The following is an 18,127-nucleotide window of genomic DNA, read 5'->3' as shown; positions in this document are numbered from 1 at the left end:
CAGCAAGCTGCAATAACTCTTTTTTATTATGAAATCGTCGAATGAGAATGCTGATAAGCAGAGCGACGCACAGCATAGTATATGCGAGGTGCGATAATAGCACCGATAATTGTAAATGCAATATCTTTTACTGCAAACCACATCATAATCATCCAAGCAGCTTTATAGCTCATATTACCGCCCATAAAGAGATTGACTGCTCCGTACATGTAAGTAGTACCGATTATATAAGTTAAAATAATTCCAGTGAAAGAGGCAATTGCAAATGTAATGAAAGTGGGTCTTTCTTTTTGTTCTACTAGTTTTCCTGATACGTAAGCAACGATAATAAATGCGATAATAAAACCACCAGTAGGATCTAAAAGTGCTCCAAATCCAGCTTTGAAGTTAGCGAAGATTGGTGCGCCGGCTAAGCCAACGAGCATATATACAGTCATGGATAAGGCACCAAGTCTATTTCCAAAAAGAAGACTTGCTAAAATTGCGAAAAATGGTTGCATAGATAATGGGATGCCTGCTACTTGTAAGAAGAGGTGCCCAAGATACAATATTTGCACCGATGGCCATAAGAGCAACGAACATGGCAGCTAATGCTAAATCTAAAACATGAAACCTTCTCATAATGTTAACCTCCTGTTGTTTTTAGGTTAACATTATCGTAGCGAAAATATTTACTTGTTGTCAATCAAAATATTTTGATAAGAAGGCTTTAAATAGTCTCTTAGCAACGTATATGGAATACGAAATTGCGGAATTCCACTTGAATAGGGAGCAATCTCATATAAAGGGAAATAAATGACGAGATTGTCTGGCTCTAAAAAGAAGTGAAATTTTTTCATACTCATTACTTTTTCAGTTGCATCAGGAAAATAAATACTTTCATTTTGTTTAATTTGTCGTACAATCTCTGCACGGATTACATCTTTATATTTATCCTTTTGTTGAAATAAATCGTCTAAGTGCAGCACCTTTTTTTCGTTTAAATCAAATGTATTTGCCTTCCACGTATAAAGACCGTGTGCTCCGCCAGTATATTGATAGTAATTCACATATAGGCTAAGAAAAGGTGGTTTGTTTAAAGAGACTTTATAATCAACATTTGCTACGTACGGATGAAAGGGTGTACTAGATCCTGCTGTCTCTTTATAATATTTTTTTGCTTCTTTTTCTAATTTGTTTTTAAATTTGTCAGTGGATTTTTTGTAGTATAAATTGAGTTTATTTTGAAATTTAGAATCAGAAAAGTTGTGAAAAGAAGGCCTATTTATTTGATATTCTATATAAGGTTTCTTACCTTTTTGCGTTACAGTCTTAACATCGATTGTCAGGTTAGATGCTTTGGCTGTTATTGCACAATTTGGTACAATAGTCAGCAAGGAGAACATAAGCAGTAATATACAAAATTTCTGTTTCATTTAGGTGAAGCCTCCTTATATAAGTGTTATAAGTAGTTTGAAAATAAATAGGTAAAATTATACATTTAATTAAAGTAAGAGAAGGGGGAAGCGATATGGCAAAAACTTTAATGGATTCACTTGGAATTGAGTTGTTAGAGATGACAGAAGATAAGGTAGTTGCTACGATGCCTGTTGATGAGCGTACGCATCAACCGTTTGGATTTTTACATGGAGGTGCATCGGTTGCATTAGCGGAAACAGTGGCAAGTGTTGGTTCATATAATTTAATTGATCAAGAAAAATGTATTTGTTTCGGATTAGAAATTAATGCAAACCACATTCGCTCAAAGAAAGATGGAATTGTAACGGCGATCGGAACACCGATACATAGAGGACAATCGACAATGGTTTGGGATGTTCGTATTATTGATGAAAATGATGATTTACTATGTATATCAAGATGTACAGTAGCAATTAAAGAAAAACGTGAAAAGTAAAAAAGAGGCGCTCTTACGAGCAGCCTCTTTTTCTTATAATTAGAACTGGATTTTCTTCTCTAAAAAACCTTTTAGTTCGCTAATTGGCATACGAACTTGGGCCATTGTGTCACGGTCACGTACTGTAACAGCTTTGTCTTCAACTGAGTCGAAGTCGTATGTGATACAGAATGGTGTACCGATTTCGTCTTGACGACGGGAACGTTTACCGATAGAACCAGTTTCATCAAAGTCTACCATGAAGTCTTTAGCTAATTCTGCGAATACTTCAGAAGCACCTTCAGATAGCTACTTAGATAAGGGTAAGATAGCTGCTTTGTATGGTGCTAAAGCAGGGTGGAAACGAAGAACTGTACGAGAATCGTTTTCTAATTGCTCTTCTTCATATGCATCACATAAGAATGCTAATGTTACGCGGTCTGCGCCTAAAGATGGCTCGATGCAGTATGGCACGTAACGCTCATTCGTTTGTGGATCAATATAGTTAAAGTCTTCGTTTGAATGTTCCATGTGACGTTTTAAGTCGAAGTCTGTACGAGATGCAACGCCCCAAAGTTCGCCCCAACCGAATGGGAATTTGAATTCAATGTCAGTTGTTGCATTACTGTAGTGAGATAATTCTTCTTCACCGTGGTCACGAAGACGCATGCTCTCTTCAGACATACCAAGTGAAAGTAACCAGTTTTTACAAGTTTCACGCCAGAATGCAAACCACTCTAAATCTTCACCAGGCTTACAGAAGAATTCAAGTTCCATTTGTTCGAATTCACGTGTACGGAATGTGAAGTTACCAGGCGTGATTTCGTTACGGAAACTCTTACCGATTTGGCCGATACCAAATGGAAGCTTTTTACGCATAGAGCGTTGAACGTTTTTGAAGTTTACGAAAATACCTTGTGCTGTTTCAGGACGAAGGAAGATTTCGTTTGTGCTAGACTCTGTAACACCTTGGAATGTTTTGAACATTAAGTTGAACTGACGGATTTCAGTGAATTCTTCACTACCGCAATCAGGACATTTTACTTCATGTTCTTTCATTAAGTCAGCCATTTGGTCGAAAGTAAGACCGTCAACAACCATTTCGATGCCTTTTGCATCTAAAGCATCCTCAATTAATTTGTCAGCACGGTGACGAGCTTTACATTTTTTACAGTCAATCATTGGATCGTTGAAGTTACCAACGTGACCAGAAGCGATCCAAGTTTTAGGGTTCATTAAAATAGCTGCGTCTAAACCAACGTTGTGTGGAGATTCTTGAATGAATTTTTTCCACCAAGCTTTTTTAACGTTATTTTTTAATTCGATTCCAAGTGGACCGTAATCCCAAGTGTTTGCAAGACCACCGTAAATTTCAGAACCAGGGAAAACAAAACCGCGATGTTTCGCTAAGTTTACAACTTGTTCCATTGAATACATAAGAAAATCCTCCTTTTGAAAGTTAACGTATTGGCGATGACATACTCTGATACTTTGGAAACGAGCAGTATATGCTAAAAAGAACATAAAAAAACGCTCATCCCAAGGCTTATTTGCCTAGGGACGAGCGTTTGCCCGCGGTTCCACCCTAGTTGATACACAAAAGGTGCATCCACTTTATCATGTATTGCTCGGGACTGCCGTTTCCTTGCGGCTTCAGGCTTTCACTATCCCTGAATCGCTTTTTATGCAAGTACTTATAAGTCCGTCATCGCTACTTATATTAATAATAATGAACATATTCTAACACGTTCTTTTTTAAATCTCAATAGAGGAACGCGTCTATCTATGATAGAGTCTCGCCTATTTTTTCATTATTTATTCCGTAATTTTGCTTAATATGCTTAATTGCTTCACGCTTACTTAATGGAGCGAGCTCATTGTTTTGAACGTATTCCCAAACTACATCCGGATTTGTTTTTGCATATTCACGAAGGACCCAGCCAATCGCTTTTTGAATGAAAAATTCTTTTGAAGAATGTAGTTGTCCAATAATCCAGAAAAGAAGTTCTTCATCCATCTTTTGTTTATATTTTAGTTGGAATAAAATAGCGGCACGTTGTAACCATATGTTATCTGATGCAATCCATTTTGGAATATAGGCAGAAATTAATTCTGGATGTTTTAAAAAGATATCGCCTAAAAATGTAGGGACGATGCTATCGACAGAGTCCCACCAAGATTTTGTGACAATCAGTTCTTCTAAGAAGGGGATATGAGTTTCGTTTATATGCTTTTTATATTTTTGCATAATATCAAGTGCGGCCGCTTGGAATTCACGTTCTGGTAAGTCCCAAAGCTCACGTATGATAATTTGGAAGTCTTTTTGATCTGGGAGAGTATGTATTTGAATGATGTCTTTTAATAATTGGCGTCTTTCCGGTGTTTGAATACCTAGAAATAGGAAGTGATTTTTCATATAACGAGCCATAGGTTCTGCTTTTTCAGGATTTTGATGAGCTGTGAAATGCTCTTGTAATGCTTTTACAAATGGATGCATAAGTGTTGCTCCTCTCTTATTCTCTTTCTTCTCTTATTATACAAAGAGTTTGGATAAATTTTAAAACATAACTTGCAATGTAATGAAATATGTTGAAAGTAGAGAGGAGAGGATAAGATGGAGGATCAAGGCGTATTAGCAGGTTTCTTTGCTCTTAGTTTTGCGTTTATTCTTGTTATATTGATTTGGGCAATTATTTCATATTTGTTAACGGCTTTTGCACTTTATTCGATGGCGAAAAATGATGGTGCAACGGACGGGGTGCTTGCGTTTATTCCGTTTTTGAATAGTAAGACATGGGGTGACTTAGCGAAAGATAAATTACCAGATTTTTTGAAAGAAGAAGCAGGGTGGAAAGTATTCGGTATATACGTTGCATGTTTTATTTTTAATTTCGTACCAATTATAAGTTTACTAGCAACAGCTGTATCGATTGTATTGTCCATTTATCTTATCTACGCTATTTTAGACAGATACGGAACGAACTCTATATTATTTACGATTATTCATGTAATCACATTTTCAGTGTTCTTACCGATTCATTTATTTATCATTCGAAATGAACCGGTGAGATATAAAGAGTAGATTTTTCTTTTTTGTTGATAAGTCGATATATTTTAGATATAAGTAAAAAAGCGCCCTGATTATCAGAGCGCTTTTTTTACTACATAAGATAGCGTAAATAAATATAAATGTGAGAAATGATTAATGAAACGATCATAATTGGGAAACCGACTTTTAGGAAGTCCATGTAACTAAATTTATGTCCTTCGCGGCTCGCGATACCTGCAACGATTACGTTAGCAGAAGCTCCGATTAATGTTCCGTTTCCGCCCAGACAAGCACCTAGTGCTAATGCCCACCATAATACATCGATTTGTGCGTCAGATGGTGATAAGCCTAGCCCAACTGCCATATCGTTAATAAGTGGAATCATTGTTGCAACGAATGGGATGTTATCAATTGTTGCAGAGGCGATACCAGATACCCATAAAATAAGGATGGATGCGTAAGAAATATCTCCGCCTGTTATACCAATTACTTTTTGAGCTAACATTTTGATAAGACCGATATCGATAAGTCCTCCAACAAGTACGAATAGCCCTGCGAAGAAGAAGATTGTTACCCATTCTACACTTGCGAATACCTCTTCAATTTCATGTTCTTTCACACCAATTAACATAAGTACAGTAGCACCAGTTAAGGCGATAATAGCGGCATCAATATGGAAAATAGAATGAGTCATGAAACCTACAATTGTAAGTCCAAGTACCGTTAAAGATTTTTTCATTAATACTGGATCTTTAATGTATTGTTTTTCATCTAAGCTCATTAATTTTTTAACTTGTACAGGATCGGCAATTAATTGTTTACGGTACATAAAGTAAAGTATTGTTGCTGTAACTGCAATAATAATAATTACGATTGGTGCTAGATTCAATAGGAAAGCATTGAAGTCTAAATGCTTATTTGCAGAACCAATCATAATGTTAGGTGGATCACCAATTAATGTTGCTGTTCCTCCAATATTTGAAAAAATAATTTCAGAAAGTAAATAAGGAACAGGATTTACTTGCAGTATGCGAGTAATAGATAAAGTAACTGGAACAACAAGAAGTACAGTTGTAACGTTATCTAAAAATGCGGAGCCAAGCGCGGTAAGTAGGGAAAGGGAAATTAAAATTTTAATTGGATTTCCTTGTGCCCCTTTTGCTGCTTTAATGGCAACGTATTGGAAAACACCTGATTTACTCGTAATGTTCACCAAAATCATCATACCGATGAGTAGCGTAATCGTTCCCCATTCAATATGTTTCGTAAAGGCGTTATGTAAATCGACGACCCCCACAATTACCATGAATGCTGCACCGAGAAGTGCGATGACAGCGCGATTAATTTTTTCAGAAATAATAATGGCATATGTAATTAAAAAGACTGCGATAGCAAAATAATACTGCCAGTTAGCGAGTTCTTGCGTTGTTTCGTGCAAAAATCTCATCTCCTTTCATTCATTTTTCTTAGTGTGTCAAATATTAACTAGATGAAACACACATAACGTCATTATAAAGTAGAAAAACTGCGGATGTAAATGAAAGGAGAGATTTTGTCATATTTTCTGCATAGGTCATTTTTTCTTATTTTTTAAAATATTTGTGGGCATTTGACATATATATAAGATACATCCAATCTGAATATTTAAAATGGAATTAGCATTCGAGCTTGTTCGTGTAGGAGTGTCAAATAGAAAGGAATGACAAAAATGATAAGGAAGGGATCGTATGGATGAACAACGATTTTTATTTTTAGACTTTGAGTTTACGATGCCCCAGCATAGAAAGAAACCGAAAGGATTTTTTCCAGAGATTATTGAGGTAGGACTCGTTTCAGTTGCTGGCTGTAAGGTAGAAGATACGTATTCATCACATGTCAGGCCGAAAACATTTCCTTCTTTAACGGATCGATGTAAGAAGTTTTTAGGAATAAAACAAGAAGTCGTGGATAAAGGGATTTCATTTCCTGAACTCGTTAAGAAGCTTGCAGAATACGAAACGAAATGTAAACCGACAATTGTAACGTGGGGAAATATGGATATGAAAGTGCTGAAACATAATTGTGAAATGGCAGGGATAGCTTTTCCATTCTTCGGACAGTGTCGTGATTTATCGCTTGAGTATAAGAAGTTTTTTGGAGAAAGAAATCAAACAGGATTATGGAAAGCAATTGAGGCGTATGGAAAAGTAGGGACAGGGAAGCATCATTGTGCGCTTGATGATGCGATGACGACGTACAATATTTTTAAACTAGTAGAAAAAGATAAAGAGTATTTAGTAAAGCCAGCACCTCCAACATTAGGAGAACTCGTTGATTTTTCAAAAGTGTTAAAGAAAGTGAGCACACAGTAACGACCAAATTGCACATTATGTAATTTGGTCGTTTTGTTTTTTAGAGTTTGTAGTCTTTCTTTAACTGTTGTAATGTTTCTAGACTACGCTCTGCAAAAGGTGAATCATCTTCAGAAAATGAATTCATTTGAGTTTCTAATGCTAATTTTAGTGACTCGGTATAATCCGGAATTTCTCCTTCATATTTTTTCACCATTTGCTCTGGAATGTTCGTCTGTTCACGGAAAGCTAAAGCGCGTCTTTCATGGAAAAATGGTACGTTAGCTTGTTTTACGTTATGTAAGTCACCTTGCACCGGATGTTTTAAAACAGCTAATACTTTTACGACGTAACTGCCAGGGCGGCTATTTGTAACTTCGCCGATGTATTTTCCTGTTTTATAAATACCAGTAACGATTTCGCCAATTTCAAATGTTTCTCTCATATTTTTCACCTCAAGTTTATAGTAAGGAAAGTAGGAGAAGGAGTCAAAGAAATCATTTGCTTTCAGAACGCCCCTTGAGAATATGGATAGGTTCCACTATAATTTAAAATGATATAACAGAAAATTCTGATGTTTTATAAATCCTATAATAAGGAGTGTTCTATATGATGCCTTTATATTTTCCGGAAGATAAAACAGAATATATTATTCCAGGGATTGTTTGCGTTCTATTTATTATCGGTGCTATTGCCACATGGCGTATGTTTATTCGTGTATCAAAAAGAGAAGCAGAGCGATTGCAGAAAGTTGAAGAAAAACTATTAGCTGAAAAGAAACAGTAATGCATTTTTGTATGTTTCCCTCTATGCTCGGACAATCTAAGGGCAGAATATATTTTGGAGGGAATAAAATGAAGAAACGGCTTTTTTTCAGTTGTTGTTTATTATTTCTGATGGCAGGTTGTGACCAAGGAAAGCCGAAAGAAATTGAAGTGAAATTACATAATGCTTCAGGAGATGAAGTAGGGACTGCGAAAGTAGTGCAGCAAACAAGTGGCGTGAAAATTACGATTAAAGGAGAAGGTTTCACGCCAGGACCACACGGACTACATGTACATGAAATTGGAGAGTGTAAGGCACCTCGTTTTGAATCATCCGGGAATCATTTTAATCCTGATGATAAAAAACATGGTCTTCTTAATCCGAAGGGTGCAGAAAACGGTGATTTACCGAACGTAGTTGCAGATGGTTCTGGAAAGATTAAAGCGGAAATCGATGCACCTCACATCACACTTGAAGAAGGAAAAACGACGATTCATAGAAAAGATGGAGCGTCTATTATTATTACAGAAAACCCTGATGATGGTATGACTCAACCGACAGGTAAATCAGGGGATCGAATTGCTTGTGGCGTAATTGTAAAAAAAGCATCGGATATGAAGAAAAAGTAAAAGCTACCGTGAATGGTAGCTTTCTTTGTGAAATGTAATTGAAAATATATCAGCGATTATTGGAATATATCGACTGTAACTCAAATTATATCGGCGATTATTGGAATATATCGACCGTAACTTGAAATATATCGACTTACCGACAAAATATTACAAAGGAGTCTGTCCAAGAATGATTAGGGGGACAGACTCCTTTCTTATTATGAAAACGTATGACGCAGTCTGTTTAAAATTTCTTCTAAAACAGATCGTGGACAGCCGATATTAATTCGAATATGTTCTTCGCCACCTAACCCGTATTTCTCACCAGGTTCAACAATGATTTTTCCTTTTTCCTCAAGTAATGCAGTACGCTCGTTTTGAGAAAGCTTTAGACGAGAACAATCAATCCATAATAAAAAGCTACCTTCTGGCTTCGTTACGGAAAGAGCAGGTATGTGAGTTTTAATATATTCCCAAGCAAATTGAGCATTATCTTCTATATATAATCGAATTTCGTTTAGCCAATCATTACATTCTGTATAGGCACTTTGCATCGCTGTATAAGCGAAGATATTTAATCCGTGGAAGCCTTGTCTATATTGGATAGATGTAAAGGCTTGACGGAGTTTTTCATTTGGAATGATAATAATTGATGCTTGTAATCCAGCGATATTAAATGTTTTACTTGGAGCCATACAAGTAATCGTGCGAGCTGCTAATTCTTCAGATAAAGAAGCGAACGGTGTATGTGTATGATCTGCGTAAATAATATCGGAATGAATTTCATCCGCCACAACGATTACGTTATATTTAGTACATAACGATCCGAGCTGCAAAAGTTCCTCTTTCGTCCAAACGCGCCCGATTGGGTTATGAGGGCTACAAAGAAGCATGAGTTTGATGCCTTGCTGAAACTGCTTTTCTAAATGCTGGAAGTCTATCACATATGTATCATTTTGTTTCTGTAATGGACTCACGTATAACTGTCTGTTGTTTGTTGTGACCATTTCGAAAAATGGAGGATAAATAGGTGGTTGTACGAGAACGGATTCGTTTTCTTTTGTGAAAGCCTGTATGCTCGTACTAAGAGCTGGAACGATTCCGGCGCTAAAGACAATCCATTCTTTTTGAATATCCCAGTCGTATTGTTGTTTTGTCCAGTTACAAATAATATTCCCAATATTTTCGGGAGGAAGTGTATAGCCAAAAATCGGATGTTCGATTCGTTGTTTTAAGGCAGTTTGAATTGGTTTTGGTACTTCAAAATCCATATCAGCAATCCAAGCATGGATAAGTTCTTCGTTTTTATATGTATCCCATTTTATACTATGCGTTCCACGTCGATTGATTGCTTTATGAAATAGTTGCATAAGTTTGCTCCCTTCTTCTGTAAAACCAATAAGTTATGAAAGTTCTCTCTCTTCTTATAGAATAGCTGATGTGATAGGATAAAGAAAAGTATTAAAAAGTGAAAAGGCGGGAAGCGAATGGGTACATATGAAAAGATGATAGAGGTTGTGAAGAATTGGGATCCGTTTCAAATGGGACCGGAGTTTTATGAAACAGAAGCGAGCGATGTTGTGAACGTCATAAGTGTGTTTGACGATCCAAAATACATCGCAAAGAAGATTCAACATATATACTTTATGTCTTTTGAGGAAGTACCTGCGCTTGAAAAATGTGAGAAATTAGCTGTGGAATTACTTGTAATAAAAGAAGGCGGAAGTTGTTCATTGTAGGCTGTCGGAATTTCCGACAGCCTTTTTTATATTATCCCGCTATTTTCCGGGCAGTAAGACCCCGACCTCAAAATTCAGCGGAAGCAAAGAAGTTAGGTAGGGGCTGATTAAAGTTTCATTTTATTGCGCGGAAAAAGCGATAATTTCTTCATAAACATGTTCAGGCTTTTCTTCAGGTAGTAAATGTCCTGTATTTTCATAAGAAATAAATTTTGAATTCGGTAAATCTTTGTGTAGACGATGACCTACATGTACAGGGACGACGCGGTCTTTTTCACCCCAAATGAGTAGGATAGGTGTTTCGATTTTTTGTAATTCAGTTGAAGATAAGTCACCTTCACGGTCTCGTATCATGCGAGTTAAAGCGGGAAATATACGGTTGTCATAAAAAGGAGCGGAGTAACCTTTTTTCATTTCATCGTCAATTAATGAGTGATCATGAACGACATTCATTAAGTTATGAACAATGCCGCGCCGTATAATCCAGTTCTTTACGTATAAATGAAAGAACGGTAAATAAGAAGAGTATAGTAAAGGTAAGGTTGCGCGCGCTAAATAGCTCGAGCTACATAGTAAAATCGTCTTTGAAATGAGTTCAGGACGTATACGGTTTACATAGAGAGAAATTTGCCCACCCATAGAATGCCCAACTAATACAATGTTTGAGAGAGATAAATGTTCAATTAAATCAATAATAATCGTTGCTAAATTGTGATAAGAATACTTAAACAGATGAGACTTATCACTTTTTCCGAACGGTGGTAAATCAAGAGCAATGACTGTTCCTTCCTTCGCTAGTAAAGGAATGAGACGGCGGTAACTGAATGAGGAAGATAAAAAGCCGTGAACGAGTACGAAAGTAGGGCGTTCTGTTTTATTATCATGTTCATACAATTCGTAATGAACAGTAGTGCCGCGAGTGGAAAAAGTGAAATAAGGACAAGTATATTTATGATTCATTTTTTGTCACTCCATTGATTTTTGTTCATATCATCTCCAAGGAAGAAGAAAATATGTTAACAAAAAAAGGCAAGATGACGATGTCATCTTGCCTTTCGTTTATTCAGTATTACCCGCGCACAATATTAGGCGGTGTTTTTCCTTGTAATCCTGCAACTAAATTTTCAGCGGCGGTCATGGCCATTTGCTGACGAGTTTTTAATGTTGCAGATCCGATGTGCGGTAAAGTCACAACATTTTGTAATGATAAGAGTGGATTATCTTTTTGAATTGGCTCTTGTGTAAAAGTATCGATGCCTGCTGCAAAGATTTTCTTTTCTGTTAAAGCATGGATTAACGCTTCTTCATCTACTGTTTTCCCCCGAGAAGCATTAATGAAGATTGCTGTTTCTTTCATTAATGAAAATTCCTTTTCTCCGATAAGGTGATATGTTTCATCTGTTAATGGAGTAAGAAGAACAATAAAGTCAGACTGCTTCAGTAGCGTCTGTAAATCACAATATGTAGCATCGAATTTTTGTTCAGCTTCTTCTTTACGACGGCGGTTATAGTAAAGAACATTCATATCAAATCCGAATTTTGCTCGTTTTGCAACGGCTTCTCCAATTCGGCCCATACCGATAATACCAATTGTGCTATGGTGTACATCTAGTCCGAAGTGTTCTTTTCCGATTTCAGCGTTCCATTCACCATTTTTTACGTAAGAATCGAGTTCGCAAACGCGGCGCCCAGCTGATAGCATAAGGGCGAAAACGAGATCAGCTACTGTATCATCTAATACGTATGGTGTATTCGTTCCGATAACCTTTCGATTTTTCATCGCTTGTAAATCAAAATTATCGTAACCAACAGAAATGTTGCTCACTACTTTTAAGTTAGGAGCCACTGTCAGTAATTCTTCATTAATAGCAGATCCGAAATTTAATAACCCATCTTTATCTTGTATTTTCTCTAATAGAACATCACGAGGTACTTTCTCATTTTGATCCCATTTTTCATAATCAAAGTGTTCTGATAAATAGTTTTCTACAAATGTCGGAACTGGTTCAGCAATATAAATTTTTGGTTTCACGGTTCCATCCCCTTTCGCTTTATCACGCATTTTTCCGCTGATTAAAGTTTCACTTTATTTTGACATAATTCAATAGAAAAATCTTCTTTTCAAACTGGAAAGGGTATTTGTATAATTTAGACACAAACGAAAAGGAAGGATGATTTATATGGTGACAGAAAAAGAATTAGAATTATTAGCTTGTCTTGAAAAGAGTAGTCGATTATCTGTAGATACATTAGCGAAGCTGTTAAATATAGAAGTAGAAGAAGTAAAGAAGATGGTTGCGAGATTAGAAAATGAAAAGATTATTGTGGATTATGTAACACATATCGATTGGACGAAAGTGAAAGAACATACAGGTTTAACGGCAATGATCGATGTGAAAGTTACGCCAAAGCACGGCGTTGGGTTTGATGCGGTTGCTGAGCAAATTTATCGTTATTCAGAAGTGAAATCCGTTTATTTAATGTCAGGGACATATGATCTTTCTATTACATTAGAAGGTAAAACGATGGGGGAAGTAGCGATGTTTGTTTCTGAGAAATTAGCAACAATTGAATCTGTCGTTTCTACAACTACTCATTTCATTTTGAAGAAGTATAAACATGAGGGCGTTATTTATGAAAAAGACGATGATGATAAGCGAATTGTGGTGACACCATGAAGCAATTTGAACTATCTAGATCAGCAGAATCTTTAAAACCATCTGGTATTCGAAAATTTTTTGATTTAGCAGCAAATATGAAAGGTGTTATTTCCCTCGGGGTAGGAGAGCCGGATTTTGTTACCCCTTGGAATGTAAGGCAAGCATGTATTCGTTCTTTGGAACAAGGGTATACGTCATATACAGCAAATGCAGGATTATTGGAGCTCCGTCAAGAAATAGCAAAGTATCTAAAAAAACAATTTGCAGTATCTTATGATCCAAGTGATGAAATCATTGTTACAGTTGGAGCGAGCCAGGCGTTAGATGTAGCGATGCGTGCCATTATAAATCCTGATGATGAAGTGCTCATTGTTGAACCAAGCTTCGTTTCTTATGCACCACTTGTGACATTAGCTGGAGGAGTTCCGGTTCCTGTGGAGACTAAGCTAGAAAACGAGTTTAAAGTACAACCAGAACAAATTGAAGCAGCTATTACAGCGAAAACAAAGGCGATTTTGCTTTGTTCACCAAATAACCCGACAGGTGCAATGCTAAATAAATCCGAGCTTGAAGAAATAGCAGTGATTGTTGAGAAGTACAATCTAATTGTATTATCTGATGAAATTTATGCAGAGCTTGTATACGACGAAGCATATACAAGTTTCGCGAGTATTAAAAATATGCGCGAGCATACGATTTTAATTTCAGGATTTTCAAAAGGATTTGCGATGACAGGATGGCGTCTCGGTATGATTGCAGCTCCTGTTCAGTTTTCAGAATTGATGCTCAAAATCCACCAATATTCCATGATGTGTGCACCGACGATGTCTCAGTTCGCAGCACTTGAAGCGTTACGTGCGGGGAATGATGAAGTAATTCGGATGAGAGATAGTTATAAGAAGCGTCGTAATTTTATGACGACATCTTTCAATGAAATGGGCTTAACGTGTCATGTGCCGGGCGGAGCATTTTATGTTTTCCCTTCTATATCTTCAACAGGATTATCTTCAGCGGAATTTGCAGAACAGTTATTGCTGGAAGAAAAAGTAGCTGTTGTCCCTGGTAGCGTATTTGGCGAAAGTGGTGAAGGGTTTATTCGTTGTTCTTATGCGACGTCGCTTGAACAACTTATGGAAGCAATGAAGAGAATGGAACGGTTTGTTGAAAATAAAAAAAGGACAAAACGTAATACGTTTTGTCCATAAAAGGGGGGGAATACTAGAAAGCCATGTGTTAGTAGTCTATCCCAATATTGGAGAATTATACTTCTTTAAGGGAAATTTTTCATGAATTTTGAATGAGTTCTGTCATAGTGGTATAATTTACTAATATAAGGTATGCGCATTCTAGATATTGTTATCTAGAATGCGTACTAACCAATCGGATATTTAAAATAAATATATCTGCTTTGCTCTCTATAATTGTAGAGAGAATGGTAAACGTATGGGAGTGTTTCATATGTCAGAACAATATACAACAGGAGTGGTTGTAACAGGGAAAGTGACTGGAATTCAAGATTACGGTGCGTTTGTAGCGTTAGATGCAGAAACACAAGGACTTGTGCATATATCTGAAATTACAAATGGATATGTAAAGGATATTCATGACTTTTTAAAGGTCGGCGATACAGTAGAAGTAAAGGTACTTTCAATTGATGAAGAGCACAGAAAAATGAGTTTATCGTTAAAAGCGGCGAAAAGAAAACAAGGAAGGATTCTTATACCGAACCCATCTGAAAACGGATTTAATACGCTGCGAGAAAAGTTGGCAGAATGGATTGAAGAGTCCGAGTTAACAAAGTAAAAGAGGAACGCATATGAGCGTTCCTCTTTTACTTTATCTTATGATATATATTTGCAAATATGATTGCATGCAATCATATTCGTATGTCGGAGGTGAAAGGACATACTGATTATCGAATTTCGTTTGTTTCTGGGTGCGTACCAAGATTTTCAGATGGTTTAAACAGTAAACCAAGGTTGATAAGCCCAGATATACCAACGATGCCGTAAATAATACGTGCAAGAGCTGAATTTTGTCCACCGAAAATGGCTGCTACTAAGTCAAACTGGAAAAACCCGATTAGTCCCCAGTTCACAGCGCCAATTACAGTAAAGACTAATGCGATACGTTGCAAAGTACTCATGAAAAAGCCCCCCTTAATTGTGAAGCATGAGCAAGCGATGAGTTAATTAACTCTTTTATAGAATGGGGTAGTTATGTTGTTTTTATACATAAAAAATGTTTAGAAAAGGATGTATATACATCTATACCGAAAAATGCGAATTTTTATGCAAAAAATGAACTTTTTCTAAAAAATATATATTGGTTACGTTTACAATTGCCTAATCGCTTGATTTACAACTTCAGTTTCGCTAAAGTGAATACAGAAATACATATCCATAATTGGAGGGAAAAAGATGAGTACACATGTAACGTTCGACTATTCTAAAGCGTTATCCTTCATCGGTGAACATGAAATCACTTATTTACGTGATGCAGTGAAAGTAACACATCACGCAATCCACGAAAAAACTGGAGCTGGGAACGATTTCCTTGGGTGGGTAGACCTTCCGCTTCAATATGACAAAGAAGAATTCGCTCGCATTCAAAAATGCGCAGAAAAAATTAAAAATGACTCTGACATTTTACTTGTTGTAGGTATTGGTGGTTCTTACCTAGGAGCACGCGCAGCAATCGAAATGTTAAACCATTCTTTCTACAACACGCTTTCTAAAGAACAACGTAAAACTCCACAAGTGCTATTTGTTGGACAAAACATTAGCTCCACTTATATGAAAGATTTAATGGACGTATTAGAAGGTAAAGACTTCTCTATTAACGTTATTTCCAAATCAGGTACAACAACAGAGCCAGCGCTAGCATTCCGTATCTTCCGTAAGTTATTAGAAGAAAAGTATGGAAAAGAAGAAGCTCGCAAACGTATTTATGCAACTACAGATAAAGCGCGTGGTGCATTAAAAACATTAGCTGATAACGAAGGTTACGAAACATTTGTTATTCCAGATGATGTTGGAGGTCGTTTCTCTGTATTAACGCCAGTTGGTTTATTACCAATCGCAGTAAGTGGCTTAAATATTGAAGAGATGATGAAAGGTGCAGCTGCTGGTCATGATGACTTCGGAACATCAGAACTAGAAGAAAATCCAGCTTACCAATACGCAGTAGTTCGTAACGCTTTATACAATAAAGGAAAAACAATTGAAATGCTTGTTAACTATGAGCCAGCACTTCAATACTTCGCTGAGTGGTGGAAACAGTTATTTGGTGAAAGTGAAGGAAAAGATCAAAAAGGCATTTTCCCATCTTCAGCAAACTTCTCAACTGATTTACACTCATTAGGTCAATACGTTCAAGAAGGGCGTCGTGACTTATTTGAAACAGTTCTTAAAGTAGGTAAATCTACACATGAACTAACAATCGAATCAGAAGAAAACGATTTAGACGGATTAAACTACCTTGCTGGTGAAACTGTAGACTTCGTAAACACAAAAGCATACGAAGGTACATTACTTGCACATAGCGACGGGGGAGTACCAAACTTAATCGTAAATATTCCTGAATTAAATGAGTACACATTCGGTTACCTTGTATACTTCTTCGAAAAAGCATGTGCGATGAGCGGCTACTTATTAGGCGTGAATCCATTTGACCAACCTGGAGTAGAAGCATACAAGAAAAACATGTTTGCTTTACTTGGTAAACCAGGATTTGAAGAATTAAAAGCAGAATTAGAAGAGCGTTTAAAATAATAAAAAGCGACCGGATTCCGGTCGCTTTTTATTATTTTATCGAAAAGTCCATCAGTATATTCAAACTAAAGTGGGTATGCTAAAGGAAAAGTCTAGGAGGGATGGGCTTGATTCCGATTCAATCAAATTTAGAAGGACGTACATATGCGTTATATAAGTTAGAAGAGATTATGAAACCACTTGGATATAGCATCGGTGGTAATTGGGATTATGATAAAGGATGCTTCGATTACAAAATTGATGAAGAAGATGGGTATCAATTTTTACGAGTTCCATTTACAGCCATTGATGGAGAACTAGATGTACCAGGCGTAATAGTTCGTCTTGGAACGCCGTATATTCTTTCGCACGTATATCAAGACGAACTAGATGATAATGTGAATACTTTAACAGCTGGAACGAGTGGAATGGATCAATTTGCTGAGCCGAAAGATCCAGATGGAGATGTGAAAAGAAAATATATCAATATTGGGAAAGTGCTCATGCAAGAATTAGAGCGTCATTTTACTAATGGTGAATAACAATGAGTATGTCGCTTTCAATGAGAACAAAGGAATGAACTGGATTAATCATATATTGTTCGTCGCGCTTTATACCTAGTAAGAGAATGTTTTGCTTTAAAAGAGTATAGCTACAATTGGCAAAAGTTTGTCCGGTGCAGGACGATGGAAGCTCCATCAGTTGTAATTTATTATCAGAGATTTCGTCGTAAAGTGAAAATAGTACACCTGAAATGGAAGGGAATAAAAGAGAAGCGGTAAATACATAGCTCGTTAATTTATTTCCTTCTATAATTTCTGACACGCCAGCTCTCGTTGCATTTTGTATTTGTTCAGAAGTAAGAAGTTCAGCGATGCAGTGAATGTTTGGGTTGAGCCCTTTTGCAGTTAAAATATTTAAAATGGACTGTGTATCCGCTAAGCTTTCGTTTTTTTCTTTATCAGCTGTTATTAATATGGTGTGTGCCGTTGCAATATTGGCCTTTAATAAAGTTTGATCGTGATGCGGACAACCTTTTATAAATTCTAAATGATGAAATGGTTTTGGGAGTAAAGAAAGTGTTTCATCAATTAAAACGATATCAAGGTTTGGTTGTAATACGTGCATTTGCTTTACAACATGTTTTGCGCGCTCATTCCAGCCAACGATAATCATATGACCGTTAGAAGTAGCGGCTTCTTCACCTTTAATTTTCATATATTGTTTATTAATCATTTCAGTAGCAAACAGCACCATATAATAAGACCAAAAGCCAGTTCATAATAAAATAATACTTATACCTATTAGTTTTCCTATCGTCGTATGGGGAGCAAAGTCTCCATATCCA

The 18,127-nt window shown here is 36.6% G+C and carries 19 protein-coding genes and 3 pseudogenes (1 of these 22 only partly in view); 11 read left to right on the top strand and 11 right to left on the bottom strand.

Translation table 11 applies throughout. The features are described 5' to 3' along the window. Positions 1-26: 26 nt before the first annotated feature. Positions 27-621: pseudogene (locus BC_RS24530) on the bottom strand (biotin transporter BioY). A gap of 50 nt (positions 622-671) precedes the next feature. Further along, positions 672-1,415, bottom strand: a complete 744-nt coding sequence (locus BC_RS24525; RefSeq protein ID WP_000810326.1) for a DUF3298 and DUF4163 domain-containing protein — start codon at positions 1,413-1,415, stop codon at positions 672-674. 95 nt (positions 1,416-1,510) lie between these two features. Between BC_RS24525 and BC_RS24520 the strand changes: the two genes are divergently transcribed. After that, the gene (locus BC_RS24520; protein ID WP_001140612.1) at positions 1,511-1,894 is read left to right on the top strand and encodes a hotdog fold thioesterase; all 384 of its coding nucleotides are present in this window, start codon (positions 1,511-1,513) and stop codon (positions 1,892-1,894) included. A gap of 39 nt (positions 1,895-1,933) precedes the next feature. Here BC_RS24520 and BC_RS24515 read toward each other — a convergent pair. Beyond that, a pseudogene (locus BC_RS24515) lies at positions 1,934-3,310 on the bottom strand (glycine--tRNA ligase). 346 nt (positions 3,311-3,656) lie between these two features. Next, the gene (locus tag BC_RS24510; RefSeq protein ID WP_000553305.1) at positions 3,657-4,370 is read right to left on the bottom strand and encodes a DNA alkylation repair protein; all 714 of its coding nucleotides are present in this window, start codon (positions 4,368-4,370) and stop codon (positions 3,657-3,659) included. 117 nt (positions 4,371-4,487) lie between these two features. On the opposite strand from BC_RS24510, the gene BC_RS24505 reads away from it, so the two are divergent. Next, positions 4,488-4,955, top strand: coding sequence for a hypothetical protein (locus BC_RS24505; protein WP_000390061.1), 468 nt, complete (start codon positions 4,488-4,490; stop codon positions 4,953-4,955). 79 nt (positions 4,956-5,034) lie between these two features. Here the strand turns inward: BC_RS24505 and BC_RS24500 are convergent, their stop codons facing one another. Beyond that, on the bottom strand, positions 5,035-6,360 hold the full coding sequence (locus tag BC_RS24500) for an ArsB/NhaD family transporter (protein ID WP_000545209.1): 1,326 nt from the start codon (positions 6,358-6,360) through the stop codon (positions 5,035-5,037). Positions 6,361-6,649: 289 nt separating this feature from the next. Here BC_RS24500 and kapD point away from each other — a divergent pair, with 289 nt between their 5' ends. Further along, positions 6,650-7,273 (top strand): 3'-5' exonuclease KapD, encoded by a 624-nt coding sequence (gene kapD, locus BC_RS24495; RefSeq protein ID WP_000344356.1) that lies wholly within the window; start codon positions 6,650-6,652, stop codon positions 7,271-7,273. A gap of 40 nt (positions 7,274-7,313) precedes the next feature. On the opposite strand, the gene BC_RS24490 is transcribed toward kapD, so the two are convergent. After that, positions 7,314-7,697, bottom strand: coding sequence for a kinase-associated lipoprotein B (locus tag BC_RS24490; RefSeq protein ID WP_001209350.1), 384 nt, complete (start codon positions 7,695-7,697; stop codon positions 7,314-7,316). A 164-nt stretch (positions 7,698-7,861) separates the two neighbouring features. Between BC_RS24490 and BC_RS27795 the strand changes: the two genes are divergently transcribed. After that, positions 7,862-8,038 carry a hypothetical protein gene (locus BC_RS27795; RefSeq protein WP_000982757.1) on the top strand — a complete coding sequence of 59 codons (177 nt, stop codon included), beginning with the start codon at positions 7,862-7,864 and terminating at the stop codon, positions 8,036-8,038. A gap of 68 nt (positions 8,039-8,106) precedes the next feature. Next, positions 8,107-8,646, top strand: a complete 540-nt coding sequence (sodC, locus tag BC_RS24485; protein ID WP_000746520.1) for a superoxide dismutase [Cu-Zn] — start codon at positions 8,107-8,109, stop codon at positions 8,644-8,646. Between the two features lie 200 nt (positions 8,647-8,846). Here sodC and BC_RS24480 read toward each other — a convergent pair whose 3' ends face one another. Continuing rightward, positions 8,847-9,998 carry a MalY/PatB family protein gene (locus BC_RS24480; RefSeq protein WP_001175827.1) on the bottom strand — a complete coding sequence of 384 codons (1,152 nt, stop codon included), beginning with the start codon at positions 9,996-9,998 and terminating at the stop codon, positions 8,847-8,849. Positions 9,999-10,115: 117 nt separating this feature from the next. On the opposite strand from BC_RS24480, the gene BC_RS24475 reads away from it, so the two are divergent. Continuing rightward, a complete protein-coding gene (locus tag BC_RS24475; RefSeq protein WP_000537641.1) occupies positions 10,116-10,367 on the top strand; it encodes a YugE family protein in 252 nt (83 codons plus the stop codon). 120 nt (positions 10,368-10,487) lie between these two features. Here the strand turns inward: BC_RS24475 and BC_RS24470 are convergent, their stop codons facing one another. Both BC_RS24470 and BC_RS24465 read right to left on the bottom strand, forming a co-directional pair. After that, positions 10,488-11,327, bottom strand: a complete 840-nt coding sequence (locus BC_RS24470; protein ID WP_001015860.1) for an alpha/beta fold hydrolase — start codon at positions 11,325-11,327, stop codon at positions 10,488-10,490. Between the two features lie 109 nt (positions 11,328-11,436). Beyond that, positions 11,437-12,429 carry a 2-hydroxyacid dehydrogenase gene (locus tag BC_RS24465; protein ID WP_002195874.1) on the bottom strand — a complete coding sequence of 331 codons (993 nt, stop codon included), beginning with the start codon at positions 12,427-12,429 and terminating at the stop codon, positions 11,437-11,439. Positions 12,430-12,547: 118 nt separating this feature from the next. Between BC_RS24465 and BC_RS24460 the strand changes: the two genes are divergently transcribed. The 3 genes from BC_RS24460 (at position 12,548) to yugI (ending at position 14,830) form a co-directional block, all read left to right on the top strand. Then, the gene (locus tag BC_RS24460) at positions 12,548-13,045 is read left to right on the top strand and encodes an Lrp/AsnC family transcriptional regulator (RefSeq protein ID WP_000255696.1); all 498 of its coding nucleotides are present in this window, start codon (positions 12,548-12,550) and stop codon (positions 13,043-13,045) included. Continuing rightward, positions 13,042-14,232, top strand: a complete 1,191-nt coding sequence (locus BC_RS24455; protein WP_000808537.1) for an aminotransferase — start codon at positions 13,042-13,044, stop codon at positions 14,230-14,232. The genes BC_RS24460 and BC_RS24455 overlap by 4 nt, the downstream gene beginning before the upstream one ends. A gap of 253 nt (positions 14,233-14,485) precedes the next feature. Next, the gene (yugI, locus tag BC_RS24450) at positions 14,486-14,830 is read left to right on the top strand and encodes a S1 domain-containing post-transcriptional regulator GSP13 (protein WP_000003764.1); all 345 of its coding nucleotides are present in this window, start codon (positions 14,486-14,488) and stop codon (positions 14,828-14,830) included. A 109-nt stretch (positions 14,831-14,939) separates the two neighbouring features. Here the strand turns inward: yugI and BC_RS24445 are convergent, their stop codons facing one another. After that, positions 14,940-15,173 (bottom strand): DUF378 domain-containing protein, encoded by a 234-nt coding sequence (locus BC_RS24445; RefSeq protein WP_000105788.1) that lies wholly within the window; start codon positions 15,171-15,173, stop codon positions 14,940-14,942. A 274-nt stretch (positions 15,174-15,447) separates the two neighbouring features. Between BC_RS24445 and BC_RS24440 the strand changes: the two genes are divergently transcribed. Together BC_RS24440 and BC_RS24435 are read left to right on the top strand one after the other, a co-directional pair. Further along, complete coding sequence (locus BC_RS24440; RefSeq protein WP_000103654.1) at positions 15,448-16,800, top strand: glucose-6-phosphate isomerase; 1,353 nt, start codon at positions 15,448-15,450, stop codon at positions 16,798-16,800. A gap of 107 nt (positions 16,801-16,907) precedes the next feature. Next, a complete protein-coding gene (locus BC_RS24435; RefSeq protein ID WP_000612334.1) occupies positions 16,908-17,321 on the top strand; it encodes a YugN-like family protein in 414 nt (137 codons plus the stop codon). Here the strand turns inward: BC_RS24435 and BC_RS24430 are convergent. After that, positions 17,308-18,127 (bottom strand): annotated as a pseudogene (locus BC_RS24430) (potassium channel family protein) (it continues 176 nt past the right edge of the window). The gene BC_RS24435 and the pseudogene BC_RS24430 sit on opposite strands and share 14 nt — an antisense overlap.

The sequence above is a fragment of the Bacillus cereus ATCC 14579 genome (assembly GCF_000007825.1).
Classification (GTDB): Bacteria; Bacillota; Bacilli; order Bacillales; family Bacillaceae_G; genus Bacillus_A; species Bacillus_A cereus.
The sequence above is the reverse complement of the archived record's forward strand: the minus strand, read 5'-3'. Positions and strand labels throughout refer to the sequence as shown.

What these genes read in the sequence shown, in the direction of transcription:
- kapD (WP_000344356.1), top strand. Translation starts at nt 6,650, where the DNA reads ATGGATGAACAACGATTTTTATTTTTAGACTTTGAGTTTACGATGCCC.
- yugI (WP_000003764.1), top strand. Translation starts at nt 14,486, where the DNA reads ATGTCAGAACAATATACAACAGGAGTGGTTGTAACAGGGAAAGTGACT.
- BC_RS27795 (WP_000982757.1), top strand. Translation starts at nt 7,862, where the DNA reads ATGATGCCTTTATATTTTCCGGAAGATAAAACAGAATATATTATTCCA.
- sodC (WP_000746520.1), top strand. Translation starts at nt 8,107, where the DNA reads ATGAAGAAACGGCTTTTTTTCAGTTGTTGTTTATTATTTCTGATGGCA.
- BC_RS24475 (WP_000537641.1), top strand. Translation starts at nt 10,116, where the DNA reads ATGGGTACATATGAAAAGATGATAGAGGTTGTGAAGAATTGGGATCCG.
- BC_RS24465 (WP_002195874.1), bottom strand. Translation starts at nt 12,429, where the DNA reads ATGCGTGATAAAGCGAAAGGGGATGGAACCGTGAAACCAAAAATTTAT.
- BC_RS24470 (WP_001015860.1), bottom strand. Translation starts at nt 11,327, where the DNA reads ATGAATCATAAATATACTTGTCCTTATTTCACTTTTTCCACTCGCGGC.
- BC_RS24510 (WP_000553305.1), bottom strand. Translation starts at nt 4,370, where the DNA reads ATGCATCCATTTGTAAAAGCATTACAAGAGCATTTCACAGCTCATCAA.
- BC_RS24525 (WP_000810326.1), bottom strand. Translation starts at nt 1,415, where the DNA reads ATGAAACAGAAATTTTGTATATTACTGCTTATGTTCTCCTTGCTGACT.
- BC_RS24460 (WP_000255696.1), top strand. Translation starts at nt 12,548, where the DNA reads ATGGTGACAGAAAAAGAATTAGAATTATTAGCTTGTCTTGAAAAGAGT.
- BC_RS24455 (WP_000808537.1), top strand. Translation starts at nt 13,042, where the DNA reads ATGAAGCAATTTGAACTATCTAGATCAGCAGAATCTTTAAAACCATCT.
- BC_RS24520 (WP_001140612.1), top strand. Translation starts at nt 1,511, where the DNA reads ATGGCAAAAACTTTAATGGATTCACTTGGAATTGAGTTGTTAGAGATG.
- BC_RS24505 (WP_000390061.1), top strand. Translation starts at nt 4,488, where the DNA reads ATGGAGGATCAAGGCGTATTAGCAGGTTTCTTTGCTCTTAGTTTTGCG.
- BC_RS24440 (WP_000103654.1), top strand. Translation starts at nt 15,448, where the DNA reads ATGAGTACACATGTAACGTTCGACTATTCTAAAGCGTTATCCTTCATC.
- BC_RS24490 (WP_001209350.1), bottom strand. Translation starts at nt 7,697, where the DNA reads ATGAGAGAAACATTTGAAATTGGCGAAATCGTTACTGGTATTTATAAA.
- BC_RS24480 (WP_001175827.1), bottom strand. Translation starts at nt 9,998, where the DNA reads ATGCAACTATTTCATAAAGCAATCAATCGACGTGGAACGCATAGTATA.
- BC_RS24445 (WP_000105788.1), bottom strand. Translation starts at nt 15,173, where the DNA reads ATGAGTACTTTGCAACGTATCGCATTAGTCTTTACTGTAATTGGCGCT.